Origin of the sequence: Shewanella psychromarinicola, assembly GCF_003855155.1 — a bacterium.
GTDB classification, from domain to species: domain Bacteria; phylum Pseudomonadota; class Gammaproteobacteria; order Enterobacterales; family Shewanellaceae; genus Shewanella; species Shewanella psychromarinicola.
In genome coordinates this window covers 3,193,440-3,207,665 of sequence record NZ_CP034073.1, presented here as the reverse complement: position 1 = coordinate 3,207,665, position 14,226 = coordinate 3,193,440, and the positions used below count along the sequence as shown (strand labels likewise).

Genomic DNA, 14,226 nt, shown 5'->3' with positions numbered 1-14,226 from the left:
ATTTAAGCGCACTAAGTGACTCATTCAACCCTACTATTTTAAACCTGCTATTTAACCAATATTCGTGCGCAATTATCCAAGCCACCAAATGAGTGTAGCACACTATTATCGAGTTGATAGATACCCTTTTTTGGTGAACAAAATAGCGGTAAACTGAATTGAACTACAGACAGCATTCTGCCATTGTAGAAAATCATTAAAATGACAACAACGTTGTAAACTGCGTCAACCCTATCACCCCCATCATCAAGCCAATGTTTGACAATCGAGTTCTTCGCTGAGATGCGATTGCGGTTTCTAGCTGCAATCGAACGTAACGCATTTCTGGACAGATCCTTGATAGGGTTATTGTTTTAGTCGATAGTAATACACATTAGATTGTTTAGGGGTAGTGAAGGGATCTAGCTGATACCCTCACCCTATTGCGCATAACATGCGTTATGCGCAGTTATATTAACCTCTAAGTCTGTGGTTAAATTCAGTATATCTCTACAGAGTCCATATATCGCCTTAGAACAGGCGCTAATTATTGAGAAAGGCAAAAAGAAAGAACTGACCCTCAGCCTATTTGGGGAAGTGCCTAAAACGCCCGATCACCACTCATCGGGTAAAGCTAATCATACTTAAATAGAACTCACTAAGATGAGTTTTATCGCAATAAGCATCAATATAAATCCTGCAACTTTATCAATTTTTTGTTTATGCTGATTGAATAGAGGCAGTATATTTGGGTGTGATAACAGTAAAACAACCCCGATGTACCAGATAAAATGTGCCAACATAATGATCAAGCCATAACCTATCTGCATTATTAGTGGAGTATCTAGTGACACCACTTGAGTAAAAATACTTAAGAAAAAGATCGATGTTTTAGGGTTTAATATATTGCAGGTAAAGCCTAAACGTACCGCTGCAAAGGGTGAAATATTAACCGTTTTATTGTTTTGATCTGCATTTAAAAGCGCGCGTGTTGTTAATAACTGCCAAGCAATATAAATAAGATAAGCGGCTCCTAAGTATTTAATTAAATTGAATAACCATGCCGAATTTGCAATCACGACGGCTAATCCTGCAATTGAATAACTGGCGTGTATACAAACAGATAAAGCCATACCTAAACTAGTATATAAACCTGCCAAACGACCATTGTAAATACTCGTACGGGTCACCATCACAAAATCAGCCCCGGGTAACACCGCCATAAAAATAGCAATGGTGCTCACCGTAATAATTTCTGCCATATAAGTATTTATTAACAGCTCCATATTTACCTCTCATTATTTAAAATATGCTTACAGCAACGTATTTATTACTCTGCAGTCATGTTAATTTGTGAGAGATTTAAAACAATACACCAATTTGTAAAAGGACTTGTGCTTAGTGGACACAAATAAAATAATCCCTTTGTTGCCCGACATGGCGATTTTTGTCACTGTGGTTGAGCAGGGGAACTTTAGTAAAGCAGCCAGAAAACTGGGGGTGACACCCTCAGCTGTGAGCCGTCAGATAAGCAGGTTAGAAGATGCATTAGGCATCAAACTATTACAGCGCACTACGCGACAACTGGCTTTGACGGAGTCAGGGAAAATCACTTTTGATTATTGTAAACAGATGGTTGAGTCTGCAGAGCAAGCGGTTAATGCCAGTACCTCTACAACATCGACGGTGAGTGGATTATTGAGAGTCGCAGCACCAAAATCGCTAGCGAGTAGAGTATTACGACCGCTCTTTATTGAATTTTTAAAATGCTATCCAGATATTCAGTTGCATTTAAAAGTGACCGACCGTGTTTTAGATCCCATTCATGATGGTGTTGATTTTTTGATTCATATTAATGACAATCCCATTGAAGCATTGGTCAATGTTAAAATTGGTCGCGTTGAACAGGTATTATGTGCCAGCCCTGATTTCCTCGCCAACCATGATTTGCCAACACACCCCGATGACTTAAAATATCTATCATGCCTTTGTTTAGGCGAAAACACGGCCGACAACCGTTGGCGATTTAGCAATGAAAATCAACAAGCGACTGTGCACGTAACTGGAGCATACTTGATTAATCACAGTGAAATGCGTTGTGATGCCATTGAACAGGGTTTTGGTGTTGGTGGTTTGCCGGATTATATCGCACAGCAGGGTATTGAAGCGGGGACACTCATTCCGCTATTGGAAGATTGGCAGTTACAGGGTAATTATCACGGTGATATTTGTTTGCAGTATGTGCAAAGTAAATACATGCCGAATAAAAACCGCGTTTTTATTGATTTTATGAAACAGAATTTACTTGTCATTAAGTCTGATTAAGCGTGTTAATTCAAATATTTTTTACAGTTTAATCTCTTAAATACTCCACGTCGCACCAAGATACTCTTGCACTATCTTGGTGTATATCCCTTTCATCACTTGAGAAAATATATGGCAAACCGAGATGAGCATATTGTTATTGTGCTGCTACTCTAAGCTACTTTGGGGCATAAATGATTTACACACCTTGGCACATTTGTGGGCGGAAAAAATACAAAAATACATAGCCACCCATTTTTTGAAGTAACAACATAACCTCTTCCTATTTGAGTTGCGATCACCTTTTATCATTTTCACAATGAGCAAATTCAACAGGATGATTCAACAAGATGATTCAACAAATTAGCAATCGATAGCCAATCCATCAGTAATATGGTCGATTTAACGCAGCAGAAAAGCTTGATATCAATCAAGTGGAAGATGGTTTTGTGGGATTAAGACATGATTGCTTAGGCGCACAACCAGCGCAGGCAGTTGGCTGCGCCTTGTCGTCGTTTTCGGTCTAAATGTTCGCAATAGTCTGTTAATGCAGGCAAAGCCCCTACAGCACCTTTGAATAATACCCCAAACTCTGTGGTGATTTTTAACCAGTTTTCAGCAGGAATATTCAGTCTATTAAGAATAGCTTGGCGACTTGCACTAATGGCGCCACGTTTATCCTCTCGAATAATCCTGCCTGTATCTTCAACTAGCACAATATAGTCTTTTACACTAAACATTAAACCTTTAGGCATATCCTGACGCTCATTCCCCACAAAAGGCAATAACTCTGCTGGTTGTTCACCTTTTATCGCTGAGTGTATTCGGCGTTGAATGCTGGTGCAACAATCTTGGGTGGCCATATTTAATTAGGTGGCCATATTTAATTTTTAATTTCCTAAGCTGGGACAACTTCACATAATCAATCAAAATTTGTTTCACTGCATTAACATTAGAGTTATTGTTCTAAATATTAGAGTTATTACTCTAAAAAATAGATATTATCAAAGGAACTACTGATGAGTAAAATAAAAAAAACGCTCTTAAGCCTGGCGGCTGTATCTGTATCTGTATGTGTATTGGCTGGCGTCATGTTTTATGCCACTGACATCGCAAAAGGTGACCTTCCTGCAACAGACCCGCAAAGCTACACTACCATTGAAGCGAATGGCCTTAGTTTTGCCGTTGATATCCGCGGAGACAAAACGGGGACACCGGTTATATTACTCCACGGATTCCCTGAGTCGGCGGTGATGTGGGACTCATTCATGGATGAACTCACTGCAAATGGATATTATGCCATTGCACCCAATCAGCGTGGTTACAGCGCTGGATCTCGACCAGATGACGTTGAACAATACCAATTGAAATACCTGACTTCAGATGTTATTGCGATTGCTGACCAGCTCGAATTAGAAGCATTTCATTTAATTGGCCATGACTGGGGCGCAGCGGTAGGTTGGCAGGTTGCCGCAGAAAATCCTGATCGCGTTATCAGCTATGCCGCGATTTCGGTGCCTCATATTGATGCTTTTGGTAAAGCGTACCGGGAAGATACAACACAGTATGAAGCGAGTGCCTACATCCGTTTCTTTCAGAAACCGATCTTACCTGAATTCATGATGGCGAAAAGTGACTATGAGCGTTTAAGATCTATTTGGACGCAGCATGACGCAGCAGAAATTGAACACTACGTTGGTATTCTTGGTCAGGAGAAAGCCCTGACCAGTGCCATCAACTGGTATCGTGCCAATTTCCCTGTATTCACAAACGGTTTAGATGTTGGCAAAGTTAACGTGCCAGTTACGTTTATTTGGGGAAATAAAGATCATGCGCTTAAGCGTTCCGGCGTTGATGACACCAGAAATTACGTTGAAGCTGACTATCAATTCATCGAAATGGATGCCGGCCACTGGATTATCCAGGAAAAATATCAAGAACTAACAGGCCACTTGCTTACTCATTTAGCTAAGTATAAATAGGGTTCAATTCAATTTGTCTATCAAAGGATACACATGAAAAAAATTATAATTAGATTATTGTTGATTGTACTCGTTGTACTTTCTCCCGTTCTCTACCTCATTTACACATTTGCATTTACGGGTCCTATGCCTGATGCGGAATTTCAGAAAAAACTGCCTGAAATAGTAAAAAACCTTGAAGTGAAATTTGATGGTGAAGGTGAAGAGACCTTAGTGTTCATCCATGGTTACCCTGACAGTTTGGAGCTTTGGGACAAACAGGTTGAATATTTAAAAGATGATTATTCGATTGCTCGATTCACCCTTCCGGGGTTCGAGTTAGAAGATAATGGGGAAAGACCTCATTACAATATAAAACAGATCCGAATGATTATGAACGCCTTTATTAGAGGTTTAAATAAAGACAAGGTCACCGTTCTGGCTCACGACTGGGGCGCGGTTTATGCGTCTCAGTATCTGAAGAAAAATGACTTAGTAGATAGCCTGGTACTCTTTGATATCGGCAGCTTTGGCGAAGAGAAACGACCAACCATCAATGTTAAATACACCTTTGCACTTGCTGTTGCTTGGACTTTACCTGAATTTTTAGGAGAAAAGTTGGCATTATATACTGCTGATAACATTTTAAAAATTGAAGATGTAGACCCTAATAAAACAATCGCGGATTTGCGAACAGATCCCCGTATGACCTATCCGTACTGGCATTTGTGGAAATCTGTATTAACGAAAAATACAACAAAGGCGACAGAAATAAAAGATTATGGCACGCCTTTCCTTTTCATTTACGGCAAGGATAAAAAAGTCTGGTTCCATGCTAAAAGCTGGGAAAAGCAGCTACAAGAGCAGAATAAGGGACAAGTTGAAGTTGTACCTGGCGGTCACTGGTTTATGCAGTCTTCGCCTGATCTGGTGAATCAAAAGATTTCTAATTGGCTGAGTGCTAATTAAAGCAACAAAAATTTTGTTTCTTGCTATCTAATTGATAGGCCTGATGTCTAAAAATATAAGGGGAGCCACTTTAGTGGATCCCCTTTTTTTACTGACGGACTTCAACCCGGCACGTCCAATTTATGCAGCATCCGATTAAGCATAGGTACCACAATCAGGGTCAGTATAGTGGCAAAACCCAGACCAAACATGTTGCGGGGCAGCTGGGCTAACTCTTTTATAAAGAGTAAAGAGGGAACAGCCGTTGGTTTCCTTTTGGTCTGGTGTGGGTGAAGCCCCACGACGTTAGTGGCCGCAGGCCATAGCCTAAGTTTAGAGTGGTCACCCTAAATCGTACCTGAACAGAAGCTTGTGAGTGCCTAAGCTCTAACACTCACTATTCGCATTATGATAAGTCTGGTGAATTTAGATTAACTTGTTAGCTTTTTATTTTAAATTTCACAAGGAACTGCATTCAATGCATTTTGTTCTTGTTTTCTTAGGTAATTGACCACTTTCTCTTTAAACGATAAATCGGAATAAAATTGCTTGATTAGGTATTTTGAAGGGATATCAGTCCGTTCCATTAATGGGACAGCTCGACCAGTCGCTATGACGTAAACATGAAAATCATTATAACGTGCCAACATTGGTTCAATAATATTTTTATACAAAGCATTGGCCAACAACGTAGCATAACCTTTATTACGATGCTCTATGACTGTTACGAAGTGAATAATACCCAATTCTTTATAGGTCACACCTTGATGACAAGTGTTTTTGTCAGCACGGGCTTCAAAGTTTTCAAAAAGACTGTACCCTACCAATTCATCATTTACATAAAGTTTAATTATTTCTGCTTGAGTCCCGTTTTGTAATTCCTCGTGTTTATCTAACCAATCAAAAATGTACCACATTTTCATGTCGCCCTGACCCAAGGCGAGTAATTCATTAGTACAAGTTTTGACATTACAGTGTTCAAATCTAAGCATTAATAACCCTTTGAATCTTCGTAAGTTAGTTAAAATCGACCTGTGAACTTACTTTTATATAAATAGAGAGCTAAAAATGGGTTAAGCCCCCCTAACCCACTTTGTGACAGAAACGACTTAGAATAATAATGCTAAGCCTTTACCAGTATTTTGTGCCGTTTACAACAATTTTGTTATTCAACACCATTAGCCGCAGATGAAGCAATACCATGGATTTTTGAGTTAACGATAAGATGGCGGTCTCTTGATCGTGCAGAGTAATCCATAAATGAGTTTATATTGTTGCCATATTACCCAGACGAAATATGATATTTAATAAACCTCTGCACTTATTATTTGAATCCAAGTTATCGCTACAAACCAGCTATGTAACTATTTTGCATTGCTGGTTAAATATCAACATTAGCTGACTCAATCCACTGAATTAATAGGTTCTTTCCATGCCTCTTTCCGTGCATTTTACCATGCCACCTTCAGTATGACGGGACAGCAGATAATCCGTGCAAGCGACCTGAGCCTGAGGGCCGCCTTTGTCATTATTGAGCTGGTGTCGGCTCAACATATGCCTTGGTTCCCCAGAGTGGAACAGTCGAAAGGCTGTGTTTGAAACTTCCTGATGTTTCTTTAGTAGAGTAAGATACATACATTAACGTTTGATTGTCAGCATCAAATATTCTTCTAATTTTCATCGTTTTGAAAAAGATACTTTTTGATTTTTTAAATACCACTTCACCTGATTTACTCTTATCTATTTGTGCAATCATATCTTTGGTGATTTCCCCTGTTTGCCTGCAAGAGATAGAGCTATCACTTGGATCTGAAAAACTCAGGTTTTCTTCTATTGAGGCGATGTGACACGTTACACCAGAGACAATATCATCCTTTAAAATGTTTAATTTTATATCTTGCGTAGTAAACATTCCAAGTGAAACATCACCTACTTCGTTGTCAGAACAAGCAGTAAGAAGTGCCGTTAAACATAACGCAGTGAGTATTTTTTTCATCAGTAAACCTTGTAATATTGGAAGTTAATTATCGTCAAAAGAGGCTGGTTTAAAAAATGTTGTTAGGCAATTAAGGGCATACATTAATGGTATGTCTTTAATAATATTCTTTTCATGAAATACCTTTCATGATAAATAGGCCTAAACTGACTTTGCCGATATCAGCGCCACCACCGCTGAGCAACATGCTAGCTCATATTGCGTTCGGCATTATGGCTATCATTGTAACCTATTGACCAAGCTCGTTGCTGACTCACTATGCTTGTTAACATTCTCTTTTTTAGCATAATGGCCAACCTTTATGCGTTAACTGCACTTTGACTTAGTTAACTGCACTTCGACTTAGTTAAATGCACTTTGAGCACAACGTGTTAAGCCCGCAGTTACCGAGCCAAAATGATCGCCCACCACCACTTTGGCATTGGGATACACACTAGCAATTTTATCGTATATAGCCGGGCTACGCGCCGTACCGCCTGTTACATACACAATATCAGGAGTGGTTGGCATATCGCAATCTTGTTGCTCCGCTTTGGTGATAGCCGTTTTCATGGCTTGTTTCATTAACGCTTCAACTTTAGCTAAAGGTTCATTGATAGCTTGCTCAAACTGCGCTGCCGTTAATGGTACAAACAGCTCTTTTTCAATAAAATCTAATGAACATTGAATAGTCTCATTGTCCGACAAACTGATTTTAGCGGCTTCAGCTTGGCGTACAACTTGATAACTCATTTGATTTTTTTGTACTTTTTGTAAACGAACTAATAAGTCTGGTTGTTGTGCTTCTTTTATTAACTGCTCGACGAGCTTACGGGAAGGTAAACTAACAAAGTCACGCTGAGCACTAATATCATTGACGGCAACCGCGTTCCAAAAAGGGGTTCTTGGCATAGGTTTACCGTTAATCATTAACGTGTCTGCCCCAAAGCTTGGCATCAATCCGCTCATCGCAAGCGCAATATCTAAATCGTTGCCACCGATGCGTTGGCCAGAATGGCCAAAGCAGTCTAGGCTTCGATCTTGTTGCGCAATGTATGATGGACCCATTTTCACCACAGAACAGTCTGTCGTACCGCCGCCCACATCAACCACTAAAACGGTATTGTCATGGTTAAGATTTGACTCAAAGTCCATGCCAGCGGCTAATGGTTCAAATAAAAACCTCACATCAGTGAAGCCAGAGCGAATTGCTGCAAGGCGTAAAATGGCTTCAGCTTGCAGGTTATTGTCTTCGCCACCTATACCTTGAAAATTAACCGGTCGACCTATCACGGCATGGCTGGCAGACGTAAGCGATTTGGCGTTTAATGCCTGATCGGCTAGGGTTTTAACATGCATCATCATCAAGGTAACGATGTCTTCAAATAAGGCAATCTGCTCTGCTCGCAGGCCATTGGCGCCTAAAAAGGATTTTGGCGAACGGACATAAAAACCTTCTTCAGGCATGTCTAAATAGGCATCAATCGCAGCTTGACCAACAAACACGGCTTGTTCATTAGGCGACAAATCAAGTTCATGGCGCATTTGTTTTGCTCGCATTAATTGCGAACTGCGCAAATGAGAATACTGCGCTTGTAAATTTTCAGGTAAGCCCCAATACACTGCTTCAGCGATCAGCTCGCGATCCATCGCGTACAAGGTTGACGGCATAAAATCTGAGTGCGCGGATAATGGCAATAATGCTACCGTATTATCAACCATCACCCCTATCGCACAGTTAGCACTGCCGTAATCAAATCCAACAAACATTGGCTTACCTTCAGTCGTTCAATTTAAAAAAGCGCCCAAAATAACATAATAATCATATTAGCTGAACCATTTATCGTGTTTTATCCAAAGGGACACATTGAGGAATAACTCATTCAGGCGTAAAAACCTCATAATATAAGCTTTACAGCGTATCTCCCTAGTAATAATTTTGGTTAAATATCGTTTATTCAATATGTTGCATACCAATGTTCTAGCAGATTAAATGGCATCGGCAGCTAAAAATAATCTTATTTCCGACATCTCGATATCTTGATTATCATTTAATGCAAGGGTTACACTAAGCCAACGATAAACATGTGCCGTGGATTTTTTAGTCATATTTAGATCCGCTATTGTGCTTAACTTAAGCCCGTTCGGTAAGTGTTGACCCTATCAAATTGATGGTGGATAAATAAACCGTGACGTTAACGTTAGTCAATAATCAACCATTAGAGAATGATTTGTCATGCAATGGCTTAGCCCAAGAGCAAAGAAAACTGCCGCGGTTGCAAATTGATTACGAGGTTAATGCCGCTCTCACTTCACCAAAAACGAAAAAACCCATCGTGTCCTGATGGGTTTTTTGCTGCTAATGAGTTAACTCATCAAGTTAACCTTTGCTGTTGGCTTTTTCTTGTGTTTTACGCTGAGCTTCTTTTTGCTGACGACGTGCATCAATGACTTGCTTTACATCACTGCCAATATGCGCTTCACCGCGTTGCTTAGCTAATTGCACTTGACGCTCACGCTCAATAAATCGCTGACGTTGTTCTTGAGGAATATTATCGATGCAATGAGGGCAACTCACACCTTGAACATAAGCTTCAGATTGCTTTTCGGCTTCCGTTATTGGCATACGACAAGCATTACACTGATCGTATTGGCCTTTTTCAAGGCTGTGATTAACGGCCACACGGTTGTCAAACACAAAGCATTCACCTTCCCATAAGCTTTGCTGTTGATCCACCTCTTCAAGATATTTTAAAATGCCACCTTCAAGATGATACACCTCATCAAAGCCCTGCTCTTTTAAATAGGCGGTTGATTTCTCACAACGAATACCACCGGTACAAAACATGGCCACTTTTTTATGCTTGGCAGGATCTAAGTTTTGTTTGACGTACTCAGGGAACTCACGGAAAGTCTCTGTTACGGGATTAAGCGCATTTTTAAAGGTACCAATCTTCACTTCATAATCATTACGGGTATCAACCAATACCACTTCAGGATCTGAAATCAGTGCATTCCAGTCTTTGGGCTTAACATAAGTGCCAACGACTTTACGCGGGTCTATACCTTGAACACCCATAGTCACAATTTCTTTTTTAAGTTTTACTTTAGTACGATAAAATGGCATTTCATCATCAAAAGACAGCTTGGTGATAATGTTATTTAAACCTGGTTGTGTGTCTAACCAGACCAATAAATTCTCAATTGCGGATTGGGTGCCAGCAACAGTGCCGTTGATCCCTTCTTGGGCAAGTAATAAGGTACCTTTGATGTCATTTTGTTCCATGACTGTGAGCAATGGCTGACGAACAGCCTCGAAATGAGGTAAGGCGACAAATTTATATAATGCGCATACGGCAATTTGGGGTTGAGATGTTTGTTGGATCATGTCTTGTTTAGCTTCTTGCATAACTGTTGAAACTCCGCTGGCTGGAACTTAATTTCCAGTGCATATAATATGGCCGGCACACTGTGCACAGACTCAAAAAAACGGCCGCAAGTATACCTAAGTCACACTCAAAAAAATACTAAAACAATCCGACGCACCTTTTTACTTTGTTGTGAGCATTTTATTTTGGGATTCAGGCCTTAAAAGCGTTACTCTATTAGCCAGACTTAATTTGATATGGTCCCTAATGAATTCTGCTATTTTGTACACCTTTCGTCGCTGTCCTTATGCCATGCGGGCACGTATTAGCCTTCATTTGAGCCAACTTAATCCGTTAGTGCGTGAAATTGAACTTAAACATAAACCCGCAGAGATGTTAGCCATTTCGGCCAAAGGCACAGTACCAGTGCTGGTCACAACAGATAACCAAGTGATCAGTGAAAGTATTGATATTATGCGCTTTGCATTAACTGAGCTCCCAGCACCAGAAACCAACTACTTAACCCCAGCCGAGTATCAGTCACTGCAATATTGGTTAGATAAGCCAGCAACAGAATCGCTCATTAATGCTAACGATAATGAATTTAAACCGTGGTTAGATAAATATAAGTATGCCGACAGATACCCCGAATACAGTCAACTCTGGTATCGACAACAAGCAGAAAACTTTATACAACGTCTAGAAACCTGCTTAAATCAACATCGGTTTTTATGCACAGATACCGTCACATTAGCTGACTTGGCTATTTTTCCATTTATTCGCCAATTTGCTAATGTTGAGCCGATATGGTTTAACAACAACCAATCCCCTAAAGTGAGAGTTTGGTTAACAACGCTAATGAATAGTCCGTTATTTAACGTGACCATGCACAAATATCCATTGTGGTTACCCCAACGAAATGGGATTCAGCTCAAACATTCAATAAATGATGATGGACAACTAATACCTTTGTGCAACAATTAAAAATTATTAATATTTCATGCCTATGCAGTTGGCTCAGTAAGAATGTATTGGCGTGTGAATTATTGCCAAATTTAACAATCTGTTAGGTATTTCTCTTTCCATTTGTCTACGATTGAACCGATAACAGAACTCACTCAGGTATTCTTGTAGGTACTTTCCCGAAACACCATGGAATGTCCCAAGTAAAAATGCTTTTAAGTTACCAATGGCAATATGAACCCAGGGGAGCCATTCATCAACAAGCTCACTGGGGGTAACCCTCGCTTCATGTTGTTGAGTCTTATCTATAATGTTTAACGCAGGTATGCCGTCTGTATGCACTTTTTGCTGTATCTTAAGAGTTTGGCAACGAACTTTTCAACACTATCATGGCAAACGCTATTTACAGCCTGCATAGCAATAAATCCAGCTCTTTTTCCTTTGCTTTCAACGGCAACTAAAACAGGTGTTTTACCTTCTGCTCCACGTCCACGCTTGCCCTTCCTTCTGCCACCCACTAACGCATCATCAATTTCAATAACGCCTGACAGTCTATATAAGCTGTCTCTATGGCCCATAGCCGTTCTCAGCTTACTTAATATCAAACGTGCCGTTCGCCAATTAACTTCAATGTGCTTGCTCAATCTTAATGCTGAAATACTGCCTTTATCTGAGCCTAAAAAGTAGATTGCCCAAAACCACTTAGTGATAGGAATACGGCTACCGTGGAATAATGTGTCTGCTGTGACCGATGTTTGTTTATGACATTGACTGCATTCATATACATTGCGGGTTGTAAGCTCATAGGCATGCTCACAAGAGCATCTAGGGCAAACAAAACCATTAGGCCATCTCATTTTCTTAATGTGATTTAAGCAATCAATTTCAGCGCTGAATTGACGTTGCCATTCAAAAAAACTCGTTTCAGGCATTTTCATAGCAAATCTCACTTCTAGTCTTGATTTATACTATAAGAATAGGCCAAAACTGACTCAGATGCATAGGCATGTAATATTTAGTAGTTTACAGACTATTAATCCGTTAATTTTTAAAGTAGATTAAAGATGTTAGCAGTGAATAGCCGTTTAATAACATGGATTACTATTATTTTTACTGCAAATTGAGATTTTAAGTTTACACTTAAATAAGTCATTGCTAGAACGCAAAGGAACATGACATGGATAATATGGATATTACGTTAGTCATAATGCTTATCGCATTACTAATTTTACATATTCACTTTTGCTATCGAGCCTTAATGTCGAAAGCACCTATCGGAAATGCTCAACGTTTTGTCTGGTCGATGCTCAGTTTATTGATGGGACCATTAGGCTATTATGTTTATCAGAACATAATCCCACTTGAATTCTACGAATAGACGCCCTAGCCCTATTTAACCATCCCAGCATCAGCGAGCCACGTGGCTAAATTAAGGCTTATATTATCTGTTACTCCCGCTTATAAATAGCGAGCGAATTGGCGTCCATTTTTTAATGGCTTTGTTGGCGCCGTTACCGCTGGTGTGCCTACATATAAAAAGCCCACTATTTGGTCTTGTGCCGACAAACCTAATTGTTGATGAACATTAGCATCAAAAGCAAAATCGCCTGTACGCCATACTGCACCAAGCCCAATCGAAAATGCAGCTTGCTGCATGGCCATCGTCGCACAACCGGCTGCAATGTGCTGCTCTAAAGCGGGAACGTTATTATGTGCTTGCGTTTTAGCGACCACAGTAATCACCATAGGTGCGCGATAAGGCATATTGCCAACTTTAGCTAAAAAAGCATCATCTGCACCCTTTTTTTTAGCTGCATCAACAAAAATATTCGCCAGTTTAGCCAAACCTTCATCGATTGCGATAATAAACTCCCATGGGGTCAAGGCACCATGGTCGGGTACTCTTGCTGCAGAATCGAGTAACAATGTAAGTTGCTCAGCATTCGGCGCAGGGGCAATAAGACGTGGAGTTGATTGGCGGGTTAGTAGCAGTTGTGTTGCGTCCAAGATACGGTCCTTCTAGATGAGTTCTGATACTAATGTTAACAAATAACCCACTTAATTGGTGGGTTATTTTCAAAACTTTACATCATCTGTGTTAACACCTGTTGAGGAAAATAGCGCTTAAGTATTGTTTAAATAACGACGAGAAATAAAATAATCGACACTGGTGTAACGACCGCCGCCCAGCGCAAAGATGGCAAATAGCATGATCAAGTAGGTAATGGCAAACTCAATACCATTATTGAGAATAACGAAATTACCTGAACTGGTTAACCATTCATAATTACCATGCTGTTGTAAAATCGCTTTTGCTGCAGACAGTTTTTCCGCTGAAGCCAACACTTGCTCATTGGCTAACCACGAACTTGCATCGGCAATAGCTAACCAGCCATTAGGTAAGTGCACCGCAAAAGCGGCTACCACCATGGTTGCCATCATCGGCAGTGCCACAATACGTGTCGCCAAACCAATTAACAGTAAAAAACCACCAAACAACTCTGTGCCTGCAGCCAGAGCAGTCATCACTTCTGGCATCGGTAAGCCTAACCCCCAATCTGGATTACCAAACCAAGCGGCTGTGTCTTCAAAATGTGATAATTTGTTGTAACCAGCCTGCATTAACACTGGTGCTAAATAAATCCTTAACGCTAATGGAGCAAAGCCTTCTGTATGTTTAATCACATTTAAAAACTGTTGATATAATCTACTTAGTGTCTGCATAAAT

The 14,226-nt window shown here is 40.1% G+C and carries 12 protein-coding genes and 2 pseudogenes; 5 read left to right on the top strand and 9 right to left on the bottom strand.

Annotated features, from left to right (window positions below):
- Positions 1 to 623 precede the first annotated feature (623 nt).
- Complete coding sequence (locus EGC80_RS14110) at positions 624 to 1,265, bottom strand: LysE family translocator (protein ID WP_124014289.1); 642 nt, start codon at positions 1,263 to 1,265, stop codon at positions 624 to 626.
- Between the two features lie 115 nt (positions 1,266 to 1,380).
- Here EGC80_RS14110 and EGC80_RS14105 point away from each other — a divergent pair, with 115 nt between their 5' ends.
- A complete protein-coding gene (locus EGC80_RS14105; protein ID WP_124014290.1) occupies positions 1,381 to 2,304 on the top strand; it encodes a LysR family transcriptional regulator in 924 nt (307 codons plus the stop codon).
- 449 nt (positions 2,305 to 2,753) lie between these two features.
- Here EGC80_RS14105 and EGC80_RS14100 read toward each other — a convergent pair.
- A pseudogene (locus EGC80_RS14100) lies at positions 2,754 to 3,125 on the bottom strand (transposase); the annotation flags it as partial.
- Between the two features lie 177 nt (positions 3,126 to 3,302).
- Here EGC80_RS14100 and EGC80_RS14095 point away from each other — a divergent pair.
- Both EGC80_RS14095 and EGC80_RS14090 read left to right on the top strand, forming a co-directional pair.
- Entirely contained in the window at positions 3,303 to 4,265 is a 963-nt protein-coding gene (locus EGC80_RS14095; RefSeq protein WP_124013756.1) for an alpha/beta fold hydrolase, read from the top strand.
- Between the two features lie 33 nt (positions 4,266 to 4,298).
- Positions 4,299 to 5,213: an alpha/beta fold hydrolase gene (locus EGC80_RS14090; RefSeq protein ID WP_124013757.1), complete on the top strand. Its 915-nt coding sequence runs from the start codon at positions 4,299 to 4,301 to the stop codon at positions 5,211 to 5,213.
- Positions 5,214 to 5,644: 431 nt separating this feature from the next.
- Here the strand turns inward: EGC80_RS14090 and EGC80_RS14085 are convergent, their stop codons facing one another.
- From EGC80_RS14085 to trhO, 4 genes are all read right to left on the bottom strand, one after another.
- Entirely contained in the window at positions 5,645 to 6,184 is a 540-nt protein-coding gene (locus EGC80_RS14085) for an N-acetyltransferase (RefSeq protein ID WP_101030748.1), read from the bottom strand.
- A gap of 536 nt (positions 6,185 to 6,720) precedes the next feature.
- Entirely contained in the window at positions 6,721 to 7,188 is a 468-nt protein-coding gene (locus EGC80_RS14080; protein ID WP_101030745.1) for a CreA family protein, read from the bottom strand.
- Positions 7,189 to 7,530: 342 nt separating this feature from the next.
- Positions 7,531 to 8,937, bottom strand: a complete 1,407-nt coding sequence (yegD, locus tag EGC80_RS14075) for a molecular chaperone (RefSeq protein ID WP_124013758.1) — start codon at positions 8,935 to 8,937, stop codon at positions 7,531 to 7,533.
- Positions 8,938 to 9,547: 610 nt separating this feature from the next.
- Complete coding sequence (trhO, locus tag EGC80_RS14070; RefSeq protein ID WP_124013796.1) at positions 9,548 to 10,555, bottom strand: oxygen-dependent tRNA uridine(34) hydroxylase TrhO; 1,008 nt, start codon at positions 10,553 to 10,555, stop codon at positions 9,548 to 9,550.
- Positions 10,556 to 10,802: 247 nt separating this feature from the next.
- Here trhO and EGC80_RS14065 point away from each other — a divergent pair, with 247 nt between their 5' ends.
- On the top strand, positions 10,803 to 11,519 hold the full coding sequence (locus EGC80_RS14065) for a glutathione S-transferase (protein WP_124013759.1): 717 nt from the start codon (positions 10,803 to 10,805) through the stop codon (positions 11,517 to 11,519).
- A 33-nt stretch (positions 11,520 to 11,552) separates the two neighbouring features.
- Here EGC80_RS14065 and EGC80_RS14060 read toward each other — a convergent pair.
- Positions 11,553 to 12,436: pseudogene (locus tag EGC80_RS14060) on the bottom strand (IS1595 family transposase).
- A 239-nt stretch (positions 12,437 to 12,675) separates the two neighbouring features.
- Between EGC80_RS14060 and EGC80_RS14055 the strand changes: the two are divergent.
- Positions 12,676 to 12,876, top strand: a complete 201-nt coding sequence (locus EGC80_RS14055; RefSeq protein WP_101030736.1) for a hypothetical protein — start codon at positions 12,676 to 12,678, stop codon at positions 12,874 to 12,876.
- A gap of 80 nt (positions 12,877 to 12,956) precedes the next feature.
- Here EGC80_RS14055 and EGC80_RS14050 read toward each other — a convergent pair whose 3' ends face one another.
- Positions 12,957 to 13,505 (bottom strand): NAD(P)H nitroreductase, encoded by a 549-nt coding sequence (locus EGC80_RS14050; protein ID WP_101030734.1) that lies wholly within the window; start codon positions 13,503 to 13,505, stop codon positions 12,957 to 12,959.
- A gap of 117 nt (positions 13,506 to 13,622) precedes the next feature.
- The gene (locus EGC80_RS14045; protein ID WP_101030729.1) at positions 13,623 to 14,222 is read right to left on the bottom strand and encodes an HvfX family Cu-binding RiPP maturation protein; all 600 of its coding nucleotides are present in this window, start codon (positions 14,220 to 14,222) and stop codon (positions 13,623 to 13,625) included.
- Positions 14,223 to 14,226: the final 4 nt, after the last annotated feature.

Bases quoted from the DNA above. Each gene is read 5' to 3' on its own strand.
- EGC80_RS14045 (WP_101030729.1), bottom strand. From the start codon at position 14,222: ATGCAGACACTAAGTAGATTATATCAACAGTTTTTAAATGTGATTAAA.
- EGC80_RS14095 (WP_124013756.1), top strand. From the start codon at position 3,303: ATGAGTAAAATAAAAAAAACGCTCTTAAGCCTGGCGGCTGTATCTGTA.
- trhO (WP_124013796.1), bottom strand. From the start codon at position 10,555: ATGATCCAACAAACATCTCAACCCCAAATTGCCGTATGCGCATTATAT.
- yegD (WP_124013758.1), bottom strand. From the start codon at position 8,937: ATGTTTGTTGGATTTGATTACGGCAGTGCTAACTGTGCGATAGGGGTG.
- EGC80_RS14085 (WP_101030748.1), bottom strand. From the start codon at position 6,184: ATGCTTAGATTTGAACACTGTAATGTCAAAACTTGTACTAATGAATTA.
- EGC80_RS14110 (WP_124014289.1), bottom strand. From the start codon at position 1,265: ATGGAGCTGTTAATAAATACTTATATGGCAGAAATTATTACGGTGAGC.
- EGC80_RS14080 (WP_101030745.1), bottom strand. From the start codon at position 7,188: ATGAAAAAAATACTCACTGCGTTATGTTTAACGGCACTTCTTACTGCT.
- EGC80_RS14065 (WP_124013759.1), top strand. From the start codon at position 10,803: ATGAATTCTGCTATTTTGTACACCTTTCGTCGCTGTCCTTATGCCATG.
- EGC80_RS14090 (WP_124013757.1), top strand. From the start codon at position 4,299: ATGAAAAAAATTATAATTAGATTATTGTTGATTGTACTCGTTGTACTT.
- EGC80_RS14055 (WP_101030736.1), top strand. From the start codon at position 12,676: ATGGATAATATGGATATTACGTTAGTCATAATGCTTATCGCATTACTA.